This window comes from Priestia veravalensis (genome assembly GCF_001457055.1).
GTDB lineage: Bacteria > Bacillota > Bacilli > Bacillales > Bacillaceae_H > Priestia > Priestia flexa.
In genome coordinates this window covers 11,808-38,084 of sequence record NZ_KQ758662.1, presented here as the reverse complement: position 1 = coordinate 38,084, position 26,277 = coordinate 11,808, and the positions used below count along the sequence as shown (strand labels likewise).

Annotated in this window: 22 protein-coding genes, 1 other RNA gene and 1 other annotated feature; of the genes, 19 read left to right on the top strand and 4 right to left on the bottom strand. The window is 39.3% G+C overall.

All coding sequences use genetic code 11. The annotated features are described in order from the left end of the window. Positions 1 to 157: 157 nt before the first annotated feature. A complete protein-coding gene (locus AS180_RS13905; RefSeq protein WP_025911747.1) occupies positions 158 to 541 on the bottom strand; it encodes a TIGR04086 family membrane protein in 384 nt (127 codons plus the stop codon). A 143-nt stretch (positions 542 to 684) separates the two neighbouring features. On the opposite strand from AS180_RS13905, the gene AS180_RS13900 reads away from it, so the two are divergent. Further along, the gene (locus AS180_RS13900) at positions 685 to 1,344 is read left to right on the top strand and encodes a DUF421 domain-containing protein (protein ID WP_025911745.1); all 660 of its coding nucleotides are present in this window, start codon (positions 685 to 687) and stop codon (positions 1,342 to 1,344) included. 28 nt (positions 1,345 to 1,372) lie between these two features. Here AS180_RS13900 and spoVB read toward each other — a convergent pair whose 3' ends face one another. After that, a complete protein-coding gene (spoVB, locus tag AS180_RS13895) occupies positions 1,373 to 2,923 on the bottom strand; it encodes a stage V sporulation protein B (RefSeq protein ID WP_062686956.1) in 1,551 nt (516 codons plus the stop codon). Between the two features lie 149 nt (positions 2,924 to 3,072). On the opposite strand from spoVB, the gene AS180_RS13890 reads away from it, so the two are divergent. From AS180_RS13890 to dtd, 8 genes are all read left to right on the top strand, one after another. Beyond that, positions 3,073 to 3,366, top strand: coding sequence for a post-transcriptional regulator (locus AS180_RS13890; protein WP_025911741.1), 294 nt, complete (start codon positions 3,073 to 3,075; stop codon positions 3,364 to 3,366). Positions 3,367 to 3,479: 113 nt separating this feature from the next. Next, on the top strand, positions 3,480 to 5,714 hold the full coding sequence (gene secDF / locus AS180_RS13885; RefSeq protein WP_062686955.1) for a protein translocase subunit SecDF: 2,235 nt from the start codon (positions 3,480 to 3,482) through the stop codon (positions 5,712 to 5,714). 136 nt (positions 5,715 to 5,850) lie between these two features. Further along, positions 5,851 to 6,744, top strand: a complete 894-nt coding sequence (locus AS180_RS13880) for a cation diffusion facilitator family transporter (protein WP_025911738.1) — start codon at positions 5,851 to 5,853, stop codon at positions 6,742 to 6,744. 71 nt (positions 6,745 to 6,815) lie between these two features. Continuing rightward, on the top strand, positions 6,816 to 9,158 hold the full coding sequence (recJ, locus tag AS180_RS13875; protein ID WP_025911737.1) for a single-stranded-DNA-specific exonuclease RecJ: 2,343 nt from the start codon (positions 6,816 to 6,818) through the stop codon (positions 9,156 to 9,158). A 15-nt stretch (positions 9,159 to 9,173) separates the two neighbouring features. Beyond that, the gene (locus AS180_RS13870; RefSeq protein ID WP_025911735.1) at positions 9,174 to 9,686 is read left to right on the top strand and encodes an adenine phosphoribosyltransferase; all 513 of its coding nucleotides are present in this window, start codon (positions 9,174 to 9,176) and stop codon (positions 9,684 to 9,686) included. Positions 9,687 to 9,823: 137 nt separating this feature from the next. Beyond that, positions 9,824 to 10,069 (top strand): hypothetical protein, encoded by a 246-nt coding sequence (locus tag AS180_RS22655; RefSeq protein ID WP_139109202.1) that lies wholly within the window; start codon positions 9,824 to 9,826, stop codon positions 10,067 to 10,069. Positions 10,070 to 10,173: 104 nt separating this feature from the next. Next, positions 10,174 to 12,372 (top strand): RelA/SpoT family protein, encoded by a 2,199-nt coding sequence (locus AS180_RS13865; protein ID WP_025911733.1) that lies wholly within the window; start codon positions 10,174 to 10,176, stop codon positions 12,370 to 12,372. Positions 12,373 to 12,388: 16 nt separating this feature from the next. Beyond that, positions 12,389 to 12,835: a D-aminoacyl-tRNA deacylase gene (gene dtd / locus AS180_RS13860; protein WP_025911732.1), complete on the top strand. Its 447-nt coding sequence runs from the start codon at positions 12,389 to 12,391 to the stop codon at positions 12,833 to 12,835. Between the two features lie 47 nt (positions 12,836 to 12,882). Here dtd and AS180_RS13855 read toward each other — a convergent pair whose 3' ends face one another. Then, positions 12,883 to 13,740: an N-acetylmuramoyl-L-alanine amidase gene (locus tag AS180_RS13855; RefSeq protein WP_226372971.1), complete on the bottom strand. Its 858-nt coding sequence runs from the start codon at positions 13,738 to 13,740 to the stop codon at positions 12,883 to 12,885. A gap of 177 nt (positions 13,741 to 13,917) precedes the next feature. On the opposite strand from AS180_RS13855, the gene AS180_RS13850 reads away from it, so the two are divergent. From AS180_RS13850 to AS180_RS13830, 5 genes are all read left to right on the top strand, one after another. Then, the gene (locus AS180_RS13850) at positions 13,918 to 14,094 is read left to right on the top strand and encodes a hypothetical protein (protein ID WP_035321387.1); all 177 of its coding nucleotides are present in this window, start codon (positions 13,918 to 13,920) and stop codon (positions 14,092 to 14,094) included. 130 nt (positions 14,095 to 14,224) lie between these two features. Next, positions 14,225 to 14,457 (top strand) — a binding site (T-box leader). A 67-nt stretch (positions 14,458 to 14,524) separates the two neighbouring features. Beyond that, a complete protein-coding gene (gene hisS / locus AS180_RS13845) occupies positions 14,525 to 15,793 on the top strand; it encodes a histidine--tRNA ligase (protein ID WP_061784990.1) in 1,269 nt (422 codons plus the stop codon). 12 nt (positions 15,794 to 15,805) lie between these two features. Continuing rightward, entirely contained in the window at positions 15,806 to 17,584 is a 1,779-nt protein-coding gene (gene aspS, locus AS180_RS13840; RefSeq protein WP_025911729.1) for an aspartate--tRNA ligase, read from the top strand. A gap of 46 nt (positions 17,585 to 17,630) precedes the next feature. Further along, positions 17,631 to 17,810: non-coding RNA, 6S RNA (gene ssrS / locus AS180_RS13835), on the top strand. Between the two features lie 205 nt (positions 17,811 to 18,015). Continuing rightward, positions 18,016 to 18,783 (top strand): tRNA threonylcarbamoyladenosine dehydratase, encoded by a 768-nt coding sequence (locus tag AS180_RS13830; protein WP_025911728.1) that lies wholly within the window; start codon positions 18,016 to 18,018, stop codon positions 18,781 to 18,783. A gap of 81 nt (positions 18,784 to 18,864) precedes the next feature. Here AS180_RS13830 and AS180_RS13825 read toward each other — a convergent pair whose 3' ends face one another. Continuing rightward, a complete protein-coding gene (locus AS180_RS13825) occupies positions 18,865 to 20,130 on the bottom strand; it encodes a replication-associated recombination protein A (RefSeq protein ID WP_062686954.1) in 1,266 nt (421 codons plus the stop codon). A 201-nt stretch (positions 20,131 to 20,331) separates the two neighbouring features. Between AS180_RS13825 and cymR the strand changes: the two genes are divergently transcribed. The 5 genes from cymR (at position 20,332) to recD2 (ending at position 26,221) form a co-directional block, all read left to right on the top strand. After that, positions 20,332 to 20,748, top strand: coding sequence for a cysteine metabolism transcriptional regulator CymR (gene cymR, locus AS180_RS13820; RefSeq protein ID WP_025911725.1), 417 nt, complete (start codon positions 20,332 to 20,334; stop codon positions 20,746 to 20,748). A gap of 26 nt (positions 20,749 to 20,774) precedes the next feature. Continuing rightward, positions 20,775 to 21,917 (top strand): cysteine desulfurase family protein, encoded by a 1,143-nt coding sequence (locus AS180_RS13815; protein ID WP_025911724.1) that lies wholly within the window; start codon positions 20,775 to 20,777, stop codon positions 21,915 to 21,917. Between the two features lie 28 nt (positions 21,918 to 21,945). Then, a complete protein-coding gene (mnmA, locus tag AS180_RS13810; RefSeq protein WP_025911723.1) occupies positions 21,946 to 23,058 on the top strand; it encodes a tRNA 2-thiouridine(34) synthase MnmA in 1,113 nt (370 codons plus the stop codon). 111 nt (positions 23,059 to 23,169) lie between these two features. After that, the gene (locus AS180_RS13805) at positions 23,170 to 23,829 is read left to right on the top strand and encodes a tetratricopeptide repeat protein (RefSeq protein ID WP_025911721.1); all 660 of its coding nucleotides are present in this window, start codon (positions 23,170 to 23,172) and stop codon (positions 23,827 to 23,829) included. 28 nt (positions 23,830 to 23,857) lie between these two features. Continuing rightward, positions 23,858 to 26,221 carry an SF1B family DNA helicase RecD2 gene (recD2, locus tag AS180_RS13800; RefSeq protein WP_062686953.1) on the top strand — a complete coding sequence of 788 codons (2,364 nt, stop codon included), beginning with the start codon at positions 23,858 to 23,860 and terminating at the stop codon, positions 26,219 to 26,221. The last annotated feature ends 56 nt before the right edge of the window (positions 26,222 to 26,277 follow it).

Sequence of the window (26,277 nt, the reverse complement as noted above, 5' to 3'; positions counted from 1 at the left end):
GAGATCCCGCAGCGCAGCGAGGAAGCTCAGGTTCCTCCCCGCGGAAAGCGAGTGGCCGTAGCGCAATGGAACGAACGGGTTGAGACAAACCAAAGAGATGGGAACAGCTAGTGTTCGTCTTTTAGAAGCAATCATTTTGTTATGTCCCAAACTCTTTTTATGCTGTTCTAGAGCCTGATAAATTGACCCCAATCACACCGCCGAGCATGGCTACCAGTAAAAACCCACCGTGAAATAAAAGCTGCTGAGCTGAAAAGAGCTCGTTGTATCCAAGAAATTGTAGCATAAGCATAAGAACAGAGTAGATAAGACCAGTTGCTCCACCAATCATCCAACCCTTTGAGCCGCTTTTTCCACCTGACATAAATCCACCAATAAAGACTGCCAAAAAGGATAAAATAGCAATCCATAGTTGCAAAGCTTGTTCAGTAACAGACGAAAACTTTAACAAAAGTGCTAACAAAAGGCTGATGACAAAACCGATGATAAAGATGATCATTACTCCAAAAAAGATAGCACTGCTCATTCTTTTTGCTTCCATTACTAAAAACCCCCTTATATGTCAAACTGCAATCTTAGTACGAGCATATTCACAAAATGGAAGAAATAGACGCAAAAAAATCCGTCTATTTTTTGTGTTTAAACGAAAACTAGTCAGGAATGTCAAAGTGCGGAGGTTTTTATATGGAGATCGTAACAATGGTTTTTCGTACTATTTTGTTATATTTTATCGTATTAGTCATCTTTAGACTAATGGGTAAGCGTGAAATTGGCGAGCTCAGTATTTTAGACCTTGTCGTGTTTATTATGCTAGCAGAGCTAGCGGTAGTGGCAATTGAAAATACAAATGATCCATTGCATCATAGCTTAGTTCCGATGATCACCTTACTTGTGATTCAAATTGGGTTGGCTCTTTGGTCACTCAAAAGTAATCGCATGCGCAACTTCTTAGACGGTCAGCCGACGGTTATTATTCAAAATGGCGAAATTCGTGAAAAGGAAATGAAAAAGCAGCACTATAACTTTAACGATTTACTCATACAGCTTCGTGATAAAAATGTGAAGGATATTGCTGACGTTGAATTTGCTATTTTAGAACCTTCTGGCAAGCTTTCTGTTTTTGAAAAAAAGAATAATACCGCTCCTTTTGGAAAAGAAAGCTTAAATCTGCCTTACATTATTGATGGCGTAGTCCAAGAAGAACATTTAGCACTCGATCACCGTACAACGCTATGGCTTCGCCAAGAATTAAAAAAGCTAGGTTATCAAGAAATAAAGAATATTTCATATTGTACCTACAATAATGGCACCTTTTTTGTAGATAAAGTGGACGAACCAAAATAAAGAAGATGAGTATGGTTGCTCATCTTCTTTATTTCTTTTTAAACAGTCGTAGAATTGAAAAGCGGTTGAGCTCTTCTTTCGTAATAAGCTTGAATAGTAATAAAAGAATAACGTATAACAGGCTTGTTAGCATTATAGAGACTAATGTTTGTAGTACAAGTGGAAGGTTGGCAAAAAAATGTGTAAACGCATACTGTCCCACCGATCCAGCAGCTAACATGACGATACAGCTTTTTACATAATCCATGATTTGTAGCTTATACATAATTTGTTTCGTAACGGTTGATAAATGAAGAAGAGTGACGAGCATAGTGCCAACTACAATAGAAAGTCCGGCGCCCATAATGCCGAGAGTAGGCTGAGAAGCTAATAAAAAAATCAATGCGGTTTTCACAGCTGCGCCAATGAAACTGTTAATCATGGCGGCTTTAGCTAGGTCTAAAGCTTGAAGGACGGCCTGAAGGGGTCCTTGAAAGTAAGAGAAGATAAAAAAGGGTGCCATGACTTTAACAAAGATAGCTGCTTTATCTGATCCGTACATCAATTCCATTATGGGGTTAGCGAATACGTATAATACGACAACGGCAAGTCCCCCTGTTATAAACGATAGGCGCAGCGCTTGGTGAAGTCTATACTGAATTTGTTTCATATGGTTCTTTGCATAGGATTCACTGATAGCAGGTACTAGTGCAGTTGAAAGAGAAACGGTAATAAAGGACGGTAGCATTAATAATGGAAGTGCAAAGCCCGTTAATTCTCCGTACTGCTGAGTAGCGACGGTGGTTGCTACTCCAGCAATCGCTAGGCTCTTGGCTACAACAATTGGTTCTAAAAACCAAGAAACTGAACCAATCATACGACTCCCTGTAGTGGGAACAGCGATTCTCATCAAGTCATAAAAGGTATCTTTGCCAGCACGAAGTGATTGAAAAAAGTTACGACGAACGGTTAACTTCTTTTTTCGTTTAAACATATAGAACATATAAAATAGAGATGCCAATTCTCCAAATACAGAAGAGAGCATAGCGCCAGCAGCGGCATATTCAATTCCATAAGGTAAGAATGCCTTTGTACATACAGCGATTAAAGTGATACGAACGACTTGTTCAATGACCTGCGAATAAGCAGCGGGTTTCATTTGCTGAAGACCTTGGAAATAGCCGCGAATAACCGATGAAATAGCGATAATTGGAATAACAGGAATAACCGCTAATAGTGGATATAAGGTACGCTCATCTGTAAAAAAGGTTTTTGCGATAATAGGAGCGAATACTATTAAACTGAGCGTAAATATAAAACTCAATGTACACGTGATGCTTAAAGAAACAACCAGAATCTTTTTAATTTTTCGTTTGTCACCGAGTGCCTGTGCTTCTGCAACTAGCTTTGAAATGGCTACAGGCAAACCTAACTGCGTTAACGTAATAACGAGTACAAGAGTAGGAACAGCCATCATGTATAGGCCAACACCTTCGTTCCCAATCATTCTTGCAATAACAACGCGGTTAATGAATCCGAGAACTCTTGTAATCAATCCAGCTATAATTAAAATAATAGTACCTTGCAAAAATTTAGACATAGATCCTCACTGCCTTCTTGGACAAATTATAATTGATGTAATCCAATATATGCAGGGAATGTGTCCAAGCATGACAAGGAATCAAAGAAATAACAGAGAGCTTGCTGGCTTATATATTTTGCATGCGTGTGAGAAAAGGAGTCGTGAACATGAATTCGATAATATCAGATGAGCAAAAGACAATCATTCAACCAGTAATTGAGAGTAAGCTAGAAGAATTTCATTTAATTGGTTACGAAGACGTAACGGAAGCAGAATTGTGGGGGTATTTGAACCAAAAGAAGTGGAAAAAGCGTCAAGAATTTTCGTTGCATCAGGTTGTTAGTGACGTGTTGACTGTTAAGATTACTGATGTAATGAGCTATGTAACAATTGAATCTTATAAATCAAATATGTTCGAAACTGTTAGTGACAATGAAGATTGGAAAGAATTATTAAAGTAATGCAAATTTTATGGTTCGTCATTTGACAGACCCCTAGTTATCGAAGATAATTAAGTTGGTATTTTACAGCGATCAGCTCATGTGTTTTACATAAGAAGGAGGATTTCTTATTTATGGTTAAAAGAGGACGTATCGTTACCTTTTTCCTCTTAGTACTTTTAATATTTGGTACAATCGGAACAACGGTTATAGGTATTGCAAAAGATATTAAGCTTGGCCTTGATCTTCAAGGTGGGTTTGAAATTTTATATGATGTAAAACCTGCTAAGAAAGGTGATGTCATCGATAACAGTGCACTTAAAAGCACCGTTGAAGCGCTAAATCAGCGTGTGAATGTGCTCGGTGTAAGCGAGCCTAGTATTCAAATTGAAGGAGATGATCGCATTCGCGTACAGTTGGCTGGTGTTACGGATCAGTCACAAGCGCGTGAGCTATTATCAACTGAAGCAAATTTAACCTTCCGTGATGTAAATGACAATATCTTAATGGATGGTTCTGACCTTGCTCAAAATGGTGCAAAGCAATCGTTTGATGAAAACAATCAGCCGAGCGTTTCGTTAAAGCTAAAAGATGCGGATAAGTTTAAAGAAGTAACAAAGAAAGTGCTAGATATGGCACCCAATAATTTATTGGTCATCTGGTTAGATTTTGAGGAAGGAAAAGATTCCTATAAGGCAGAAGCAGCTAAGCAAAATCCTAAGTTTTTATCTGCAGCAACTGTAAATCAAGTTTTCTCTCAAAAAGAAGTATCGATTACGGGTGGTAACTTTACAGTTAAAAGTGCTACAGAATTATCAGATCTATTAAATGCAGGCTCTTTGCCTGTTAAATTGGATGAAATTTATTCAACATCTGTCGGGGCTCAATTTGGTGAGAAAGCTCTCGATATGACCGTATTTGCCGGAGCAATTGGAATTGCTATCATCTTCCTTTTCATGATTGCATTCTACCGTCTACCAGGGCTTATCGCGGTAATTACGCTAAGCTTTTACGTATATTTAAACCTTTTAGTATTCGATCTTATGCATGTTGTTCTTACTCTTCCAGGGATAGCAGCTTTAATTCTTGGAGTCGGGATGGCAGTGGATGCTAATATCATTACATACGAGCGAATTAAAGATGAATTAAGGACAGGCCGATCTGTAATGTCTGCTTTTAAAGCAGGAAATCGCCGTTCCATTGCAACGATTTTCGATGCAAACTTAACAACAATGTTAGCAGCTGTTGTGCTGTTTATCTATGGAACAAGTTCTGTTCAAGGATTTGCGACAACGTTAATGATTGGGATTGTACTGAGCTTTGTGACAGCTGTATATGGAACGAGATTGTTGCTAGCTCTGCTAGTTAACAGCCGTTGGTTAAATAAAAAACCTCACTTATTCGGTGTGAAAAAATCTGAAATTCATGATTTAAGCAAAGACGATGGTCAAACAGTTTTACCAACAGCTTGGGACAGATTTGATTTTGTTAAATACAGAAAACGCTTCTTTGCTTTATCAAGCATCCTTGTTGTAGCTGGAGTTATTGCCTTGCTTATCTTCAAGCTTAACCTAGGAATTGATTTTGCAAGCGGAACGCGAGTTGAAGTAGCAAGTGATAAAGCTTTAACTCAAGAACAGGTAGAAAAGGACATGTCTTCAATTGGATTAGAGTCAGACGATGTGATTATCACGGGTGATGATAAAAAGACGGGAGTTGCCAGCTTTGTAGGTGTACTTTCACAAAAGGAAATTGCTGATTTAAAGGATTACTTCAGTGGAAAGTATGGCTCAGAACCTAACGTAAGTACAGTGTCTCCGACTGTCGGAAAAGAGCTAGCACGCAATGCAATGATTGCGGTATTAATTGCTTCTATTGGAATTATTATTTATGTAGGGTTCCGATTTGAGCTGTATATGGGATTAGCTGCCATTGTAGCCTTACTACATGATGCCTTTTTCATCATTGCTTTCTTCAGTTTAACTCGTCTTGAGGTTGATTTGACATTCATTGCGGCAATCTTAACAATCGTTGGTTATTCAATCAACGATACGATTGTAACGTTTGACCGCATTCGAGAGAATATGAAGAAGTTCAAATCAAAAACGTTTGAGGACTTAAAGTTTATCGTGAACTTAAGTTTGCGTGAGACCCTAACTCGATCGTTGAATACGATTATTACGGTAATTATTGCTGTAGCAGCACTGTTGATTTTTGGAAGTGACTCAATTCTAAACTTCTCTATCGCTCTACTAGTAGGATTAATTGCAGGTACGTACTCATCGATTTTCATTGCCTCTCAGCTGTGGCTTGTATGGAAAGGCAAGCAGCTAGAACGTAAGAGAGTCGTTGAAAACGAAACAGAATAAATGAATGAAAAAGTGCACGGATTATTCCGTGCACTTTTTCTGTGTCTGCCCTTTCAATTCACATCATAAGCTTAGTAGTACAAGAGAATTTTGGGTACGCTAATGAATAATGCCTTTCTAGAAAGGGTGTGAAAAAATGGACAATGAACAGCGGTTTAAAGAAGCACAAACTGCTGCGATGGTAGGGATGGTTGGTAATATTGTCTTGGCTATCATGAAATCGATTGTAGGCGTCATGGCAAACAGTCGAGCACTCATAGCGGACGCCGCCAATTCTGTTTCAGATGTTGCAGGCTCACTTGTGGTTTTTATTGGTGTGAAAATTGCAAAGCAGCCACCTGATGAAGATCATCCTTATGGACATGGAAAAGCTGAATCAATCGCTGCTATTATCGTAGCCGTTCTTTTAGCCATTGTAGGAATTGAAATTTTAACTTCTTCTTTCCAAGCATTTTTTAATCGGATAGAGCCTCCTAAAATTTTTGCTGTCTATGCTCTAGTTGCGGCTATCATTATTAAAGAAGGATTGTACCGCTACACATACCGTATTGGAAAGAAAATAAAAAGTGACGCTGTTATGATTAATGCTCATGATCATCGAGTGGACGTGTTCTCTTCTTTTGCAGCGCTTGTAGGTATTGGAGCTTCTCTTATTGGCGATGAAATTGGGATAGAGTGGTTAGTGTATGCGGATCCTCTCGCAGGATTAATTGTTTCTGTACTTGTGTTAAAAACCGCTTGGACACTAGGAGCAGAGGCTTTTCACAATACGTTGGATCATGTTCTTCATGAGGAAGATATCGCACATTTAAAAGAGATCGTGTTAGGCGTTGAAGGTGTTGAACGAATTGACACGCTTCATGCAAGAGAGCATGGTTACTATGTTATTGTTGATTTGCGTATTTCAGTCGATCCGTTTATCACGGTGAAAAAGGGCCATCAAATTGGAAAAGTAGTAAAAGAGAAGTTACTGGAAGAACCGAATATTCAAGGTGTATTTGTTCATATTAACCCATATTCAGAAAGTTAAGATTAAGCTCACTCATTGCCCGTTTGGGTTGCCTTTAGTATAATTATGTGGGTTAAGGGGTGAGATGAGATATGCTACAGTCAAAGAAGCGTTGGAATGTAAAACATATAGATGATCCACTTGTTGATGAATTTGCAAAGAAACTCAATATTACACCTCTTGTTGCTTCACTGCTTATTAATCGAGGAATTCAAACAGTAGAAGAAGCCTCACAGTTTTTACATATTGAGGATGAATCTTTTCATGACCCATTTCTTTTAGAAGGTATGGAAGAAACGGTTGCGCGCATTCGTCAAGCGATTGAAAACAATGAACGTATTATGATATATGGGGATTATGATGCTGACGGTGTAAGCAGTACGTCCGTTATGCTTTCTGTTTTAGGTCAACTCGGAGCGCAAGTTGATTTTTATATACCCAATCGTTTTACAGAAGGCTACGGCCCAAACGAACAGGCATTTAGACAGATTGGTGATGAAGGATATGGATTAGTTATTACAGTAGATACTGGAATTTCCGCTGTTAAAGAGGCAAAGCTAGCAGCTGAGATAGGGTTTGATTTAATCATTACAGACCACCATGAACCAGGTCCAGAAATTCCGGAAGCCTATGCGATTATCCATCCTAAACTTCCAGGTGGAGGCTATCCATTCAAAGAGCTAGCTGGAGTTGGAGTAGCGTTTAAATTAGCTCACGCTTTGCTCGGTGAAGCTCCTGAACATTTATTGGAGCTAGCTGTCATTGGTACAATTGCTGATTTGGTGCCGCTAGTAGGAGAAAATCGACTAATAGCGAAAAAGGGCTTACGCTATTTAAAAAGTTCAACTCGACCTGGAGTTGAAGCGCTATTAAAAGTGTGCAGTGTGAAGAAAGAAGACATTACGGAAGACACAATTGGTTTTGCCCTTGCTCCAAGAATTAATGCTGTAGGTCGTCTTCAAGATGCGAACCCGGCAGTCGATTTACTTATGTCTGCTCATTATGAAGAAGCAATCGAGTTAGCAAAAGAAATTGATGCTTTAAATAAAGAGCGCCAACAGATTGTAAATGAAATTACGCAAGAAGCAATCGATACTGTAGAAAGCCTATATCCGCCTAGTGAAAATGCAGTCTTAATTATTGAAGGTGAAGGGTGGAACGCAGGAGTTGTTGGAATCGTAGCTTCTCGGTTGGTTGAAAAGTTCTATCGTCCAACTATTGTGTTAAGTCTGGATCATGAAACCGGCTTAGCAAAAGGATCGGCAAGAAGCATTGCTGGATTTGATTTATTTGCAAACTTATCAAAGAGTCGTGATATTTTACCGCATTTCGGGGGCCACCCGATGGCTGCAGGGATGACGCTTGAAGCGAAGAATGTTGAGCTACTGCGCCAGCGTTTAAATGAACAAGCGCGAGAAGTGCTAACTGAACAAGACTTCATTCCGATTACCTCGATTGATACGATATGCAAAGTTGAGGATATTACAATCGCTGGTATTGAAGAGCTCCAAACACTCGCTCCTTTTGGCATGCATAACCCCAAGCCGAAGGTGCTTGTTGAGCGTGTTACGCCAACATCAATGCGTAAAATCGGCAGTGATAAAAACCATTTAAAGCTTGTTGTAGAAGATAATGGGCTATCAATTGACGTCGTAGGGTTTGGTTTAGGACATGTATTAGATGAAGTCTCTCCGTTAGCCAAAGTATCGTTAGTCGGTGAGCTTTCAATTAACGAATGGAATAATATACGCAAGCCACAGCTCATGATTGAAGATGTAGCAGTGAGTGAATGGCAGCTTTTTGATTATCGTAATTCATTTGATATGAAGAGATTCTTTCAAGAAATTTTCACGAAAGAAATGGATATCGTGACGTTTAATCAACAAACCGTTCAAAAGCATGCAGCGATTTTGCCGATGGATCAAGTCGTTGAGATTTCGACAGATGAACAAGCTAGTCTATATAATTCAGCTGATAAACAAATGATTCTTTTAGATTTACCAGATTCAAAAGAGAGGTTAAATCTCTTATTTGCTGAAGGAAAGCCGGCTCGAATTTATGCGATGTTCGTAACGGAAAATGATAGTTATTTTGATACGATTCCGACTCGTGAACATTTTAAGTGGTTTTATGGACTGCTGGCTAAAAGAAGCCCGTTTGATTTAAAACACTATAAAGAAGAGATTGCCATTCATAAAGGCTGGACAAAAGATACAATTGATTTTATCTGCCAGGTGTTTTTCGAACTAGAATTTGTTACAATAAACAATGGTCTAATTTCGCTAGTGAAAAATAGTCCTAAACGTGATTTAATAGAGTCTGTGACTTATCGCAAGAAACAGCAACAAATTGAAATGGAAAAAAACTTTATTTATAGTTCATATGCACAGTTAAAAAGTGAGTTTGAGAAGCTTCTTGCAAGTGCGGATGAATGAGGAGGCAACATTAGAATGAATTTTAAAGATTATATTACAATTGTACCTGACTGGCCAAAACCAGGTATTAAGTTTAAAGATATCTCAACATTAATGGATAATGGTGAAGCGTATCGTGCAGCGACAGATGAAATCATGAAGTATGCAAAAGATAAAGAAATTGATATCATCGTTGGGCCTGAAGCACGTGGGTTTATCGTTGGTTGTCCAGTTGCGTATGCGCTAGGTGTAGGCTTTGCACCAGTTCGTAAAGAAGGTAAATTACCTCGTGAGGTAATTAAAGTTGATTATGGCTTAGAATATGGAAAAGACGTATTAACAATCCATAAAGATGCAATTAAGCCAGGGCAACGCGTATTAATTACAGACGACTTATTAGCAACAGGTGGAACAATTGAAGCAACAATTAAACTAGTTGAAGAACTAGGCGGAGTAGTTGCTGGCATTGCGTTCCTTATTGAGTTATCATACTTAGATGGACGCGAAAAGCTAGAAGGATACGACGTATTTACATTAATGACGTACTAATGAACGGATTTATAATCAAACAGAGAAGAGACTGAGACATAAGTAGTTCTGCCTCTACTGTACCTGAACGATTGAGAGTTTCTCACTTTTAATCGTTCAGGTTTTTTGTTGATTGTGAAAACAATGTTGGAAACAGGGTGGAATGGAGCGTTGGACACTCGACTCCTGCGGGAAAGAGAGGGAAACCTGAGATCCCGCAGCGCAGCGAGGAAGCTCAGGTTCCTCCCCGCGGAAAGCGAGTGGCCGTAGCGCAATGGAACGAACGTGTTCAGACAAACCAAAGAGATTGGAACAGCTATTGTTCGTCTCTTAGAAGCAATCATTTTGTTATGTCCCAAACTCTTTTTTGTTTAATACGAAGAAAGCAAAAGATTGAAATGTGACTTTATTTGATAAATTATTACCAAAGGCTTTACATCTCTATTAATTTTCATGATAATAGTTACAATATGAATTAATAAAAATGCTAGTTGATAAAGGTGATTTCATGGCAAATGAGCAAGTCCTAACAGCAGAACAGGTCATTGATAATTCGAGACGGTATTTGGATGAAGAGGATGTTGCGTTTGTTCAAGCAGCATATGATTTTGCAAAAGAAGCACATAAAGAGCAATATCGTAAATCAGGAGAACCGTATATCATTCATCCTATACAGGTTGCAGGGATTTTAGTTGATCTTGACATGGATCCAGCCACAATTGCAGCTGGATTCTTACACGATGTCGTTGAAGATACAGAGATAACGCTAAAAGATTTAGAGAAAGCTTTCAACTCAGAAGTTTCAATGTTAGTAGACGGTGTTACAAAACTTGGGAAAATTAAATATAAATCAAAAGAAGAGCAGCAGGCAGAAAACCATCGCAAAATGTTTGTTGCAATGGCACAAGATATTCGCGTTATTTTAATTAAGTTAGCCGACCGTTTGCATAATATGCGTACATTAAAGCATTTACCACAAGAGAAACAGCGCCGCATTTCAAACGAAACGCTGGAGATTTTTGCACCGCTTGCTCATCGCTTGGGGATTTCAAAGATTAAGTGGGAGCTTGAAGACACAGCTCTGCGCTATTTAAATCCGCAGCAGTATTATCGAATTGTAAACTTGATGAAGAAAAAGCGAGCAGAGCGCGAACAGTACTTAGAAGAAGTTATTGATGAAGTACGCGAGAACGTTGATGATGTGTCGATTAAAGTTGAGATTTCAGGTAGACCAAAGCATATCTATTCAATCTATCGCAAAATGGCCCTTCAAAATAAGCAGTTTAATGAAATCTATGATTTGCTTGCAGTGCGTATTATTGTAGACAGCATTAAAGATTGCTATGCGGTACTTGGTATTATCCACACCTGTTGGAAACCAATGCCTGGCCGCTTTAAAGATTATATTGCAATGCCAAAGCAAAATATGTATCAGTCTCTTCATACAACTGTTATTGGGCCAAAAGGCGATCCCTTGGAAGTTCAGATTCGTACTTTTGATATGCATCAAATTGCAGAGTATGGAATTGCTGCACATTGGGCTTATAAAGAAGGCAAGTCAACGGAACATGCATCTTTCGAAGAGAAGTTGACTTGGTTCCGCGAAATTTTAGAGTTCCAAAATGACGCTAATGATGCAGAAGAGTTCATGGAATCATTGAAAATTGACTTATTTTCGGACATGGTCTATATTTTTACGCCAAAAGGCGATGTGATTGAATTACCGTCTGGTTCAGTTCCGATTGACTTTGCATATCGCATTCACTCAGAAATTGGGAATAAAACAATCGGTGCGAAAGTCAATGGAAAGATGGTCACGCTGGATTATCGTCTAAAAACGGGAGATATCATTGAAATTTTAACATCTAAGCATTCCTATGGACCAAGTAAAGATTGGCTGAAGCTTGCTCAAACATCTCAGGCAAAAAACAAGATACGTCAGTTCTTTAAGAAGCAAAGCCGAGATGAAAATATTGAAAAAGGCAAAGAGCTTGTTGAAAAAGAAATTCGTCAAATGGAATTTGACGTAAAAGAAGTATTAACAACCGATAATATTAAACGAGTAGCCGAAAAGTTTAACTTCTCAAATGAAGATGATATGTATGCAGCAATTGGATATAACGGTTTAACTGCTGCTCAGGTTGCGAATCGTTTGACAGAGAAATGGCGAAAGCAGCGTGATCAAGAGCAGGAAGTGCAGGTAGATGATCTGGCTCGAGATACGGCAGCGAAGCGTGTACGTCAGCATAAGCGCAAAGACTCTGGTGTTATTGTACCAGGTGTTGAAAATATGCTTATTCGTTTATCGAAATGCTGTAATCCAGTTCCTGGTGATGAGATTGTAGGATTCATTACAAAGGGTCGGGGAGTATCTGTTCACCGCGCAGACTGTTTAAATGTCCATACGGAGGATTCGGAAAATCGTTTAATTCCAGTTGAGTGGGAAACGCATATTAAAGAAGGTAAAGAATTTAACGTCGAGATTGAGATATCTGGTTATGATCGTCGCGGCTTGTTAAACGAAGTGCTTCAAGCTGTCAATGAAACAAAAACCAATATTTCAGCCGTCTCTGGTCGATCGGATCGAAATAAAATGGCAACCATTAATATGTCAATCTCTATTCATAACATTAGTCATCTTCATAAAGTTGTTGAACGAATTAAGCAAATTCGTGATATCTATTCGGTTCGTCGTATTATGCATTAAGAAAGGTACGTGAAGAATGAAAGTTGTAGTGCAGCGTGCAAAAGAAGCAAATGTTACCGTTGAAGGTGAAGTCGTTGGTGAAATTAGCAAAGGCTTTATGCTCTTAGTAGGAGTTACGCATGAAGATGAAATGAAAGATGCGGATTACCTTGCAGATAAAATAGTCAACCTACGAGTGTTTGAAGATGAAACAGGAAAAATGAATCACTCATTGCTCGATATTGAAGGTGAAATTCTATCTGTTTCGCAGTTTACGTTGTATGGTGATTGTCGAAAAGGAAGACGCCCAAATTTTATGGGAGCGGCAAAGCCAGACAAAGCGCTTACGCTGTATAATTATTTTAACGAGCAGCTAGAAAAAAAGGGAGTTCGTGTTCAAACCGGCTCGTTTGGAGCAATGATGGACGTTAGCTTCACCAATGATGGGCCTGTTACGTTAATTATTGAAAGCAAAGATAAATAAATGATTAAAAAAGCGTCTGTTGCATCATGTGCAAACAGGCGCTTTTTCTATTGTTGCTTGAAGTATTGCTGAATTCCTACGGCTACTTGGTGAGCGACTCTTCGCTGATACCCAACGGAATTAATGTAGGTTTCCTCACGCTTATTACTTAAAAAACCTAGCTCTAATAAAATGCTTGGGCGCTTATTTTCACGCAGCACGTAGTAGTCTCCAAAACGCACTCCTTTGTCCTTTAAGTCACTGTGATGGACAAGTGAAGCGTGGATAGAGCCAGCTAGAATAGAGTCTTGGTTATCATGGTAAAAGTACGTGATGAGTCCTGTTAAGTCAGGGTTAGCAACGCTGTTATAATGAATGCTAATATATAAATCAGCGCTGTTTGAAGCTAGAATACGATTGGACAGCTCTACATATGAATCGTCTGTTCTTGTTAATTTTACGGTGGCACCATCGTTTTGAAGCTCTTCTTGTACGAAACGAGCAGTTCGGAGCGTTAAGTCCTTTTCATACGTACCTTGTGTACCTATGGCCCCTTTATCTTTCCCACCGTGTCCGGGATCTAAAATGATGGTTTTCCCTTTTAAATAATCTGTAGGTGCGTTTTCGATAACAGGTGTAGATTTTAGCTCAATTTGCTGCTGTGGAGAGAGGTTGTTAAAGTCTAATAACGCTGTATGTGGTTTAGAAATCCAGCCTTCAAGGTCTTGAAATTGTACAAAAAGCCAATTTCCCTGCTGATCTATAACGCTAACCCGATCATTTTGCTTAAGTGTTGCTGAAATGGAAAAAGCTAAACCTGGTCCTGTTCGAACATGTAAGGTATCGGCTGTAACGATTCTAGGTGAAAAACTCGGAGATTCTGGCTCATCGAAGGAAGAGAGACAAACGAGTATGATAACAGACAACAAGAAATAAAGTTTAGATGAACGAAAAAAAGCGATACGTATCCCTCCTTTATCACAGACTAAGTAATTCGAGGTTGTGAAAAAAAATCCTTTCATTTATGAAAGATGTCGACTTTTTTGGCAATGCTATAAAGAGCATATTTAGTGTGAAAGCACTTAGAAAGAAGGGATACGTACATGAAATTTAGTGATAAAGGAGAGCATTCCTTTCAACAAAATCAGTCGCTTTTCGGCATGCAGTTCCACGACTTCGTAGATAAAGAAAAGGATGCTTCGTCAATTGAATTAGCGTCTGAATTTGGTTTGTCGCTTCGAGATGTGCAAAAGCTTAGGAAACAGCTAAACCGCTCATAATTCATTTCGTTTCCAACTTACCAATAATTTATGGCCGTGAAGTTCTTGACAACTGTTCATTTCATTCGTAATATAGTAAACAATTGCTATATTTTAACGAACGGCTATTACATAGCTTAATTTTATATGAATAGAACCTATGATGAAGAAAAGTAATTGAGATGACACATGGAGAGAGAAAAAATGCCTTGGGCTGAAAGCATTTTACATGATGACTCAATGAATGAACACTTCGGAGGTTTCGCTCTGAAAGCACGGTTAGTAGGAGCTGAACGGTTTCGTACGTTAACGAATGAGTGGAAGTGTACAGCATGTATGCTTCAATTAGGGTGGTACCACGTGATTTAAACTCTCGTCCCTACTAGTTGCTAGTAGAGATGAGAGTTTTTTTGTTATAGAAAATGAAGTTATAGGAGGCATATGACGCTTTATGTCAGTTCAAATACCAAGAGGAACTCAAGATATCTTACCAGGAAAAGTAGAATACTGGCAGTTTGTGGAGCAAAAAGCTCGTGAAATCTGTCGTGCATTTAACTACAAAGAAATTCGTACACCAATGTTTGAGCATACGGAGTTATTTCAGCGTGGTGTGGGAGAAACAACTGATATTGTTCAAAAAGAAATGTATACCTTCAAAGACCGAGGGGATAGAAGCTTAACGCTTCGTCCGGAAGGAACTGCTGCTGTTGGACGTTCTTACGTAACGCATAAAATGTTTGGAAATCCAAATCAACCAACGAAGCTTTTCTATATTGGTCCCATGTTCCGATATGAAAGACCGCAAGCAGGGCGCTTCCGCCAATTCGTTCAGTTTGGTGTTGAAGCTCTTGGAGTAAACGATCCAGCTATTGATGCAGAAGTGTTAGCGTTATTAATGAATTTTTACCAATCGCTAGGTTTAAAAAAGCTAAAGCTAGTTGTAAACAGCCTAGGAGATACGGAAAGTCGTCAAGCGCATCGCCAAGCGCTAATTGATCATTTCTCTCCGCGTATCGGTGAGTTTTGTAGCGATTGTCAAAATCGTTTGCACAAAAACCCACTTCGCATTTTAGATTGTAAGAAAGATCGTGACCATGAGCTTATGAACACAGCGCCGTCTATCTTAGAGTATTTAAATGACTATTCAAAAGAGTACTTCGAAAGCGTACAGCAATACTTAACAGATTTAGATATTGAGTATGTCGTTGACCCAACGTTAGTTCGCGGATTAGATTACTACAATCACACAGCGTTTGAGTTAATGAGTGAAGCAGATGGATTTGGTGCTATCACTACGCTATGTGGCGGAGGACGTTATAACGGACTTATTCAAGAAATTGGTGGACCTGAAACGCCAGGAATTGGGTTTGCTTTAAGTATTGAGCGCTTATTGTCAGCATTAGAAGCTGAAAACATTGAGCTTCCAGTTGAAAAAGGCATTGATTGCTATGTTGTAACACTTGGTGATGCAGCAAAAGCAAAATCAGTCGCGCTTGTTAATAAACTACGAAAAGCAGGATTTGTAGCAGAAAAAGATTATCAAGATAAAAAAGTAAAAGGTCAATTCAAATCAGCAGATCGTTTGGAAGCAAAATACGTAGTGGTCCTTGGTGATGATGAATTAGCTAAAGGCGTAGCCAACGTCAAAGATATGGCACTAGGCGAGCAAGAAGAAGTGAAGTTAGAAGAGCTAGTAGCTTACTTAGAGAACAAAGCTTAAGGAGGAACAGTCATGACAAAACGTTCATATTACTGTGGTGACGTAACGGAAACGGCCATTGGTGAAAAAGTATTGTTAAAAGGTTGGGTGCAAAAACGCCGTGATTTAGGAGGGTTAATCTTTATCGATTTACGTGATCGAGGAGGCTTAGTACAAGTCGTATTTAACCCTGAGGTATCACAAGAAGCGCTTGAAATTGCAGAAAACGTTCGTAACGAGTATGTATTACAAGTTGAGGGGAAAGTAGTCGGCAGACAAGAAGGAACGATTAACCCGAACTTAAAAACAGGTAAAATCGAAATTCACGCTGAGCGTATTACGGTATTAAATGAAGCAAAGACGCCTCCGTTTGCTCTTAATGATCAAACGGATGTATCAGAAGATGTTCGTTTAAAATATCGTTATTTAGATCTTCGTCGTCCAGAAATGTTTTCAACGTTAAAGATGAGAAGTGACGTTACAAAAACAATTCGTAATTTCTTAGATGATAACGACTTCTTAGATGTAGAAACACCAATTCTAACAAAAAGTACGCCAGAAGGTGCTCGTGATTATCTTGTACCAAGCCGCGTGCACCCAGGTGAATTTTACGCGCTTCCGCAGTCGCCACAAATCTTTAAACAGCTGTTAATGGTAAGCGGCGTAGAGCGCTACTATCAGATTGCGCGATGCTTCCGTGATGAAGATTTACGTGCTGATCGTCAACCTGAATTTACGCAAGTCGATATTGAAACTTCTTTCTTAACGCAAGAAGAAATCATGACATTGACAGAAGAAATGATGTCAAAAGTGATGAAAAATGTAAAAGGATTAGATATTCAAACACCTTTTCCACGCATTTCTTATGATGAAGCAATGAGTCGCTTTGGTTCTGATAAGCCAGATACGCGCTTTGCTATGGAGCTTGTCGATTTATCTGAGCTTGTAAAAGATTGCGGGTTTAAAGTGTTCAGTGCCGCGGTAGAAAGCGGTGGGCAAGTTAAAGCAATTAACGTTAAAGGAGCTGCGGGGAATTATTCTCGTAAAGATATCGATGCGTTAACAGATTTTGTGAAGATTTACGGTGCGAAAGGTCTTGCATGGCTAAAAGTTGAAGCTGAAGGACTGAAAGGACCAATTAGTAAATTCTTTAACGAAGAAGAACAAGCGCAGTTTATGAGCACGCTACAGGTTGAAGAAGGCGATTTATTATTATTTGTTGCAGATAAAAAATCAGTAGTGGCAGATGCATTAGGTGCGCTCCGATTAAAGCTGGCTAAAGAGCTTGGCCTAATTGATGAGTCACTATTTAACTTCCTGTGGGTAACAGATTGGCCACTTCTTGAGCATGATGAAGAAGAAGGTCGTTACTATGCAGCTCACCATCCGTTTACAATGCCGGTTCGTGAAGACTTACCGCAGTTAGAAACGAATCCAGGTGCCGTTCGCGCTCAAGCGTATGATCTTGTTCTAAACGGCTATGAGCTTGGTGGTGGATCACTGCGTATTTATGAGCGTGACATTCAAGAACAAATGTTTAAAACGCTTGGCTTTACGCTTGAAGAAGCGCATGAACAATTTGGTTTCTTACTTGAAGCATTTGAATACGGTACACCTCCTCACGGTGGAATTGCATTAGGACTTGATCGTCTTGTTATGCTGCTTGCTGGACGTACGAACCTTCGTGATACGATTGCATTCCCGAAAACAGCAAGTGCAAGCTGTCTACTAACAAACGCACCGGGTGAAGTAAGCGAAGCTCAGCTTGAGGAACTAAATCTAGATATTCGAAAAGCAAAAACAGAAGCATAATATTGCAAAACAAAATCTTCTGTGATAAGATACTTTCAAGAACAATAGAGTCCTGATATGTTCGTCTTTACAACAGTTTTGACCGAACAATTTGTTGCTTGGGAACTCGGAGTTTTTATACAGCGTACATGCCTTCTCTAAGGACTTACAGTGTGTAAAACAGAGTACCCACCTGCCGAGAGCGGGTTCAAAACGAAAGCATTAAGACGGCATTATTGGGACTAGCCTACATAAAAACCTTCTCTGTCGTATAGAGAAGGTTTTTTTATGAGTTTTAATACGTAAACCGATAGACATGCTTGCTTTTGAAGAAAAGTGTGTTATAGTCTAATTCGTATAAAATCATTATGCAAGCATTTGCGATGATAGAAAAACTTGAAAAGTATACACTACTGAAAAGTGTTGAAATAGAAAGGCGGAGTGTTGAAACAATGTTGCATCAATTTTCACGTAATGAACTAGCGATTGGGAAAGATGGCTTAGCAACTTTAAAAGGGAGTACAGTAGCTATTTTAGGAATTGGAGGCGTTGGTTCGTTTTCGGCAGAGGCGCTTGCTCGTTCAGGTGTTGGACGATTAATTTTGGTTGATAAAGACGATGTGGATATCACAAACGTAAATCGTCAAATTCATGCTTTATTATCAACAGTAGGTAAACCTAAGGCAGATTTAATGCGCGATCGAATTCTTGATATTAATCCTGAGTGTGAAGTCATCTCGTTAAAAATGTTTTATACAGAAGAAACATATGAGCAGTTTTTTAGCTATGAACCTGATTTTGTGGTTGATGCTTCTGATACTATTTCGTATAAAATTCATTTAATGAAAGAGTGTTTAAAGCGAAATATCCCGATAATCTCAAGCATGGGCGCTGCTAATAAAATGGATCCAACGCGCTTTAAAATTGCTGATATTTCAAAAACTCATACGGACCCAATTGCGAAAGTCGTGCGTACGCGACTTCGTAAAGAAGGAGTTCGCAAAGGAATTAACGTTGTCTTTTCTGATGAAAGACCAATCGTCATTCGTGAAGAAATCCGTAAAGAAGTAGGAAACGATGCAGCGGAAATTCGCAAAGCCAAAATGCCACCATCATCAAATGCATTTGTTCCCTCTGTTGCAGGTTTAATCATGGCTGGACACGTCATTAATGAACTGCTAGCAGACGTAACAATTAAGCGTGTTGGCGACGATAAGTAATAAAAAGCCCCAGTAGGCAGTGCCTTAAAAAATAAAGTTTACCTTTATCTTTTTTAAGGAACTGCCTCTTTGGGGCTTTTTTCATGGAGATAAATTTTTATAAACCTGTGCCAATGCTTGTTCGAATTTTCCTGTTCTCTTTGGCTCATAATAGCGTTTATTCTTTATTTTATCAGGAAGGTATTGCTGTTTAACCCAGCCGTTTTCAAAGTCGTGAGGGTATTGATAATTCTGTGCTCTCCCTAGCTTAGCTGCTCCTTTATAATGACCGTCTTTTAAATGGTTTGGGACGTCCCCGGATAAGCCTTTTTTTATATCAGCAATAGCAGCGTCAAGCGCTTTGTAAGCTGAGTTGGACTTTGGAGATAAACAAAGTTCAATAACAGCGTTGGCTAATGGTATACGAGCTTCTGGAAAGCCTAGCCTCTCAGCTGATTCAATGGCAGACAGTGTTCTTGCACCGGCTTGAGGGCTTGCTAGTCCAACATCTTCGTACGCAATGACTAAAAGTCGTCTGTTAATACTCACTAAATCACCAGCTTCAATCAGTCTCCCTAAATAATGAAGCGCAGCGTTTACGTCGCTTCCACGAATGGATTTTTGAAATGCTGAAAGTACGTCGTAATGAGCATCTCCATCTTTATCGTGTGAAAAATATTTTTGTTGCAAGCACTGCTCGGCAATGTCAAGCGTGATATGGATGACGCCTTCCTCATTTTCGTCCGTAGATAAAATAGCAAGCTCAAGGGCATTTAGCGCGGAACGAACATCACCGTTACAGCTTGTTGTAAAATGAAGCATTGCATCACGATCAACCTGAACATTTTGATTTCCATATCCGCGTTCTTTATCATGCAGTGCTCGGTTCAGCGCTTGTTCAATATCATCTGGCTCTAACGATTTTAGTTCAAAGATTTGACACCGGCTTCGAATTGCGGGGTTAATAACGTGATAAGGGTTGCTTGTTGTAGCACCAATTAACGTAATGAGTCCGTTTTCTAGATAAGGAAGTAAAAAGTCTTGTTTTCCTTTATCTAGTCGATGTACTTCGTCTAGTAATAAAATTACTTTCCCGGACATTTTTGCTTCCTCGGCGACAATTTCCATATCTTTTTTATTATTCACAACCGCATTTAGCTGTCGAAAAGCTGTTTTGGTTGTTTTAGCAATAGCTGTAGCAATAGATGTTTTCCCTACACCGGGCGGACCGTATAGAATCATTGAGCTTAGGTGGTTGGCTTTGACCATTCGATAAATCATTTTGTCTTTTCCAACAAGATGCTGCTGTCCAATAATTTCATTGATATCTTTAGGACGCATGCGAAATGCAAGCGGGTTATTATTCATGCAGTGACCTCCTTTTAGAATTAAATATATAGTTTGATTTTACTGTATCATATCTAAAAAAGTGTTGAAATTTCTCTCATAGGGATAGTATGATATAATGTCAACAGTATAACGTTTTTTAATGGACTATTTAAATTTGAAATAATGAATAATGAACGACCTATTATAAACACCTTATGGATATGAGAAGGAGTGGAGAAAATGAAAATCTCGACAAAAGGACGCTACGGTTTAACAATTATGATTGCACTGGCAAAACGCTTTGGTGAAGGTCCCATTTCATTAAAAACAATCGCTCAAAACCATGACCTATCGGAACATTATCTTGAGCAATTAATTTCGCCTCTTCGTAATGCAGGTCTTGTAAAAAGCGTCAGAGGTGCGTACGGTGGCTATATTTTAGCACATGAACCTACCAATATTACAGCAGGAGACATTATTTCGGTACTGGAAGGACCAATTAGTCCAGTAGAAGGATTGGAAGACGAAGAGCCAGCTAAAAGAGAGCTGTGGATTCGCATTCGTGATGCAGTTAAAGAAGTGTTAGATAGCACAACGCTTGAAGATTTAGCGAATCATTCAGGTGATGAAGAAGAATCATATATGTTTTATATTTAATTGGTTGAGTTAGGAGGAGTTTTTAGTTGGAGCGTATTTATGTAGACCATGCAGCAACGTCTCCTGTACACCCAGCAGTTGTTGAAAAAATGACGACGTTTATGCATGAGCATTTTGGGAATCCGTCAAGCATTCATCACTACGGACGAGAAAGTCGCAGATATTTGGATGAAGCGCGTCAAACAATTGCCAGCAGTATTGGAGCACGTGAAAATGACATTATCTTCACGAGCGGTGGAACGGAAGCAGACAACATGGCGCTGATTGGTGTTGCGCTTGCGAATAAACATCGTGGCAATCATATTATTACGACATCTATTGAGCATCATGCTGTGTTGCATACTTGTCAGTTTCTAGAAGAACAAGGTTTTGAAGTGACGTATCTACCGGTTGATGAAACTGGACGTGTGTCGGTTGAAGATATTAAGAGGTCCTTAACGGATAGAACGATTTTAGTTTCAGTTATGTACGGCAACAATGAGGTTGGCACAATCCAGCCAATTTCAGAAATTGGTGCTTTGTTAAAAGAATATGGTGCTTATTTCCATACGGATGCAGTGCAAGTTTATGGATTAATTTCATTAAATGTGCAACAATTAGGTGTCGATCTTCTCTCCGTTTCTTCTCATAAAGTTAACGGACCAAAAGGGATTGGCTTTTTATATGCTGCTCCACACGTTACGCTTTCGCCACTTTTATTTGGAGGAGAGCAAGAGAGAAAGCGCAGAGCAGGTACAGAGAACATGGCAAGCATTGTCGGATTTGAACAAGCTGTTCGCATTGCGCAAGAATCATTAAAAGAACGTGCAGCTCAATATAAGCAGTTTAAAGAACGAATGATACAGGTATTGGAAGAAGAGCAAGTATCGTTTGATATAAACGGAAATGTCGAGTATTCTTTACCACATATACTAAATCTTTCTTTCAAAGGTGTAAACGTTGAATCTATGCTTGTGAATTTGGATTTAGCAGGTATTGCTGCATCAAGCGGATCAGCTTGTACAGCAGGAGCTGTAGATCCGTCTCACGTACTTGTTGCCATGTTTGGCAAGGACTCTAACCGTATTACTTCATCAATTCGCTTCAGTTTTGGGTTGGGTAATACAATGGATCAAATAGAAGAATTAGCTCGTAAAACAGCAACAATCGTAAAGCGATTGGCAAAATAAAAGAACACGTTTATTGGAGGTGACTAAGTTGACGAAAGCACCAAAAGATACGCGTGTTGTTGTTGGAATGAGTGGAGGAGTAGACTCTTCAGTCGCTGCTCTGTTATTAAAACAACAAGGTTATGATGTAGTTGGAATCTTCATGAAAAACTGGGATGATACGGATGAAAATGGCGTATGTACAGCAACAGAAGATTACAATGACGTCATTCGCGTATGTAATCAAATCGGTATACCTTACTATGCAGTCAACTTTGAAAAACAATATTGGGATAAAGTATTTACGTATTTCCTTGATGAGTACAAAGCAGGGCGTACGCCAAATCCTGATGTTATGTGTAATAAAGAAATTAAATTTAAAGCATTTTTAGAACATGCGATGACGCTTGGTGCAGACTATTTAGCAACAGGGCACTACGCGCAAGTGGTGTATCGTGATGGCGAGTACAAAATGCTTCGAGGAGTAGACAATAATAAAGACCAAACGTATTTCTTAAACCAGCTTGGTCAAGAACAGCTATCAAAAGTTATGTTCCCACTTGGAGGAATTGAAAAATCCAAAGTGCGTGAGATTGCGAAAGAAGCGGGACTTGCGACAGCTACTAAGAAAGATAGCACAGGCATTTGTTTTATTGGAGAACGTAATTTTAAACAGTTTTTAAGTCAGTACCTTCCAGCTCAGCCTGGTCTTATGCAAACGTTAGATGGTGAAGTAAAAGGAAACCATGACGGCCTGATGTATTATACAATCGGCCAACGTCACGGACTTGGAATTGGTGGAAGCGGAGAACCTTGGTTTGCTGTTGGTAAAGATCTAGAGAAAAACGTTCTTTATGTCGACCAAGGATTTCATAATGAGCTGTTATACTCAACTTCTATTACGGCAACTAACGTTAGCTGGGTAAGCGATCGTGAATGGAACGAACCGCTTTCTTGCACAGCTAAATTCCGTTACCGCCAAGAAGATAATGAAGTAACAGTTGAGAAGCTAGATGAAAATACGGTTAAAGTTCTTTTTAAGAACCCAGTTCGTGCCGTAACGCCAGGACAAGCTGTCGTATTCTATAACGGTGAAGAGTGTCTAGGTGGAGCTACAATTGATAATGTATATAAAGATGAAGAGCAGCTTTGGTACGTATAATACGAATTCAAGGGCTTTTTAACAAAACCTCGGCTCTGTAGAGCGGGGGTTTTGTTATGATATACTACTAGTAATCGGATAAACTAATAAAAAACAACGGTGGAGTGAAAAATGACAGATAAAAATCAATTAGGTATTCAATATATGCAAGATGGAAAATTTGAAGAAGCAGCAAAAACATTTTCAGAAGCAATCGAAGAAAATCCCAAAGACCCGGTTGTATACGTGAACTTTGGTAACCTTTTAGCCGCGGTTAGCGAAACAGATCGTGCACTAAAATTTTATGAACGTGCCATTGAAATTGATGAGGAAACAGCAACGGCTTACTACGGTGCTGGCAACGTATATTTTAACCTTGAACAGTTAGAACAAGCGAAGCATTATTTTGATTTAGCTATTAAAAAGGGCTTAAATTCGTCAGATGTGCATTTTATGCTCGGTTTAACACTATTTCATTTAGAACAAATAACGTATGCTCTACCATATTTAAAACGAGCAGTAGAGCTTAATGAACACGATACAGAAGCAAGATTTCAGCTTGGACTTTGTTTAGCTCAGCTGGAAATGGTAGATGAAGCGGTAGAGGAGTTACTGCGCGTTGTCCAAGAAGACGAGGAGCATGCTGATGCTTACTACAATTTAGGAGTAGCTTATGCGATGAAAGATGATAAGGATAAGGCTATCTCAATGTTTGATCAAGCGCTACAAATCCAGCCAGATCATCATATGGCAGCAAATGGTAAAAACGTTCTTTCAATGATGGAACACTAAGAAGTGAATGTAAAAATGGGGGAATAGTATGAGTGAGGCAGTTCTAAACCCTTTACAACCCGATGAAGAAAAAACGTACATAAAAGGCACGGCAATTGTCACGGTCTTTCATAATGAAGAAAATTTGTATAACGTAACAAGAATTAGAATAAAAGAAACAAATGTATCCATGGACGATAAAGAAGCGATTGTTACGGGATATTTCCCCCGTTTGAACGAAGATGAACTTTACACTTTTATTGGAAACTTTAAAGAGCATCCGAAATTTGGCCTTCAGTTTCAAGTAGAGCAATTTAAAAAAGAGCTTCCCCAGTCAAAACAAGGGGTCATTCAGTACTTATCAAGTGATCTCTTTAACGGTATTGGTAAAAAAACCGCAGAAAATATTGTAGAAGCACTTGGTGAACGTGCAATTTATCGAATGCTACAAGACCCTGCGGTATTGAAAAAGGTGTCTAGGCTATCTGCTGATAAAGCAGAAAAGCTAATCGTTCAGCTGCGAGAGCACCAGGGGTTAGAAGAAGTAATGGTTAAGCTGACAGATTTGGGATTTGGTCCGCAGCTTTCCATGAAAATTTTCCAAGCTTATAAACAAGAGGCGCTAGAAGTGATTCAAACAAACCCCTATCAGCTTGTTGAAGATGTTCAAGGAATCGGCTTTAACCGAGCGGATGAATTAGGAAGGAAGCTAGGGTTAGCAACCAACCATCCTAACCGGCTTCGAGCTGGAATTTTATACGTTATCGAGCATGAATGCAATCAAATGGGACACGTCTACGTGAAAGCAGAGCAATTGTATCAGAAAACGGGAGAGCTGTTACAAAAAAGTCGTCAAGAACCGTTATCAGAAATGGATATTATACGAGAGATTGATGCACTAAAAGAAGAGAAAAAAATTATTATTGATGACGATAAAATGTACTTCCCACCGCTTTTTTATGCTGAAAAAGGAGTCGTTAAAGCGATTGGTAAGCTAATGGCTCAAACAGAGTATGAAGAGCAATTTCCTGAATCAGAATTTCTTCTAGCTCTAGGGGAGTTAGAAGAGCGTCTAGGCGTGCAGTATGCACCTTCGCAAAGAGAAGGAATTCAAAAAGCGCTTTTATCCCCAATGCTTTTGCTTACAGGAGGACCAGGTACCGGTAAAACAACAGTTATAAAGGGAATTGTTGAACTTTATGCAGAGCTTCATGGCTGTTCGCTAAATCCAGGGGATTATAAAAAAGACGAAGGATTTCCAGTGCTGCTTGTCGCTCCTACAGGTCGAGCTGCTAAACGGATGAGCGAGGCTACTGGACTGCCAGCGGTGACAATCCACAGACTTTTAAAGTGGAATGGACAAGAAGGGTTTGACCACAATGAAGAAAATCCAATCAATGGTAAGTTACTGATTGTGGACGAGGTCTCTATGGTAGATTTATGGCTTGCTCACCAGCTCTTTAAATCACTTCCAGCTAGCATCCAAGTAGTGCTTGTAGGTGATGAAGATCAATTACCTTCAGTTGGTCCTGGTCAGGTGTTGAAAGATTTATTACATTCTGAAGCTGTTCCTACCGTACGATTAACAGATGTATATCGCCAAGAAGAAGGCTCATCTATCATTGATTTGGCTCATGAAATTAAAAAAGGACGTCTTCCATCCGATTTGACTAATCAGCAAGGCGATCGTTCCTTTATTCGTTGTTACGGAGCGCAAATTACAGATGTTGTCAAACAAGTGTGCGGCAATGCTGTAAAAAAAGGCTATACGGCTAAAGATATTCAAGTGCTGGCTCCAATGTATAAAGGTCCAGCGGGGATTGATAAAATGAATGAAGTACTGCAAGAATTATTTAATCCAGCCTCTCAACAGCGGAGAGAGTTAAAGCACGGAGATGTAACATATCGTGTAGGCGATAAGGTACTTCAGCTTGTAAATCAACCTGATAGTAATGTTTTTAATGGAGATATGGGTGAGATTGTGTCTGTTTTTTTCGCAAAGGAAAACACGGAAAAGCAGGATATGCTTGTTATTTCATTCGAAGGAAATGAAGTAACCTATACGAAACAAGACTTTAATCAGATTACGCATGCGTACTGCTGCTCTATTCATAAATCACAAGGAAGCGAGTTTCCGATTGTGGTGTTGCCTATTGTGAAAAGTTATTATCGCATGCTCCGACGGAACCTGCTTTATACTGCCGTTACGCGGAGCAAGCAGTTCTTAATCTTATGTGGTGAAGAAGAAGCGTTTCAAATTGGCGTAAATCGTAACGAAGACAGCATTCGACAGACCAATCTACAAGCCCTTCTCAAAGAGCAATTAGTTGATGAGTTAGAAGATCCTGAGGTGCCATTTATGAAAGATGCAAATATTGGCATGGAAAACCTTACACCGTATGATTTTATGTAAGATATCGCAACCTACAAAAGAATTAAGCATTGCTTAATTCCCTCCTACTAGCCTGG

Bases quoted from the DNA above. Each gene is read 5' to 3' on its own strand.
- AS180_RS13865 (WP_025911733.1), top strand. From the start codon at position 10,174: ATGGCAAATGAGCAAGTCCTAACAGCAGAACAGGTCATTGATAATTCG.
- AS180_RS13830 (WP_025911728.1), top strand. From the start codon at position 18,016: ATGTTGCATCAATTTTCACGTAATGAACTAGCGATTGGGAAAGATGGC.
- AS180_RS13890 (WP_025911741.1), top strand. From the start codon at position 3,073: ATGAATTCGATAATATCAGATGAGCAAAAGACAATCATTCAACCAGTA.
- secDF (WP_062686955.1), top strand. From the start codon at position 3,480: ATGGTTAAAAGAGGACGTATCGTTACCTTTTTCCTCTTAGTACTTTTA.
- AS180_RS13900 (WP_025911745.1), top strand. From the start codon at position 685: ATGGAGATCGTAACAATGGTTTTTCGTACTATTTTGTTATATTTTATC.
- recJ (WP_025911737.1), top strand. From the start codon at position 6,816: ATGCTACAGTCAAAGAAGCGTTGGAATGTAAAACATATAGATGATCCA.
- spoVB (WP_062686956.1), bottom strand. From the start codon at position 2,923: ATGTCTAAATTTTTGCAAGGTACTATTATTTTAATTATAGCTGGATTG.
- AS180_RS13850 (WP_035321387.1), top strand. From the start codon at position 13,918: ATGAAATTTAGTGATAAAGGAGAGCATTCCTTTCAACAAAATCAGTCG.
- hisS (WP_061784990.1), top strand. From the start codon at position 14,525: ATGTCAGTTCAAATACCAAGAGGAACTCAAGATATCTTACCAGGAAAA.
- AS180_RS13905 (WP_025911747.1), bottom strand. From the start codon at position 541: ATGGAAGCAAAAAGAATGAGCAGTGCTATCTTTTTTGGAGTAATGATC.
- recD2 (WP_062686953.1), top strand. From the start codon at position 23,858: ATGAGTGAGGCAGTTCTAAACCCTTTACAACCCGATGAAGAAAAAACG.
- aspS (WP_025911729.1), top strand. From the start codon at position 15,806: ATGACAAAACGTTCATATTACTGTGGTGACGTAACGGAAACGGCCATT.
- AS180_RS13870 (WP_025911735.1), top strand. From the start codon at position 9,174: ATGAATTTTAAAGATTATATTACAATTGTACCTGACTGGCCAAAACCA.
- cymR (WP_025911725.1), top strand. From the start codon at position 20,332: ATGAAAATCTCGACAAAAGGACGCTACGGTTTAACAATTATGATTGCA.
- AS180_RS13825 (WP_062686954.1), bottom strand. From the start codon at position 20,130: ATGAATAATAACCCGCTTGCATTTCGCATGCGTCCTAAAGATATCAAT.
- AS180_RS13880 (WP_025911738.1), top strand. From the start codon at position 5,851: ATGGACAATGAACAGCGGTTTAAAGAAGCACAAACTGCTGCGATGGTA.
- dtd (WP_025911732.1), top strand. From the start codon at position 12,389: ATGAAAGTTGTAGTGCAGCGTGCAAAAGAAGCAAATGTTACCGTTGAA.
- AS180_RS13805 (WP_025911721.1), top strand. From the start codon at position 23,170: ATGACAGATAAAAATCAATTAGGTATTCAATATATGCAAGATGGAAAA.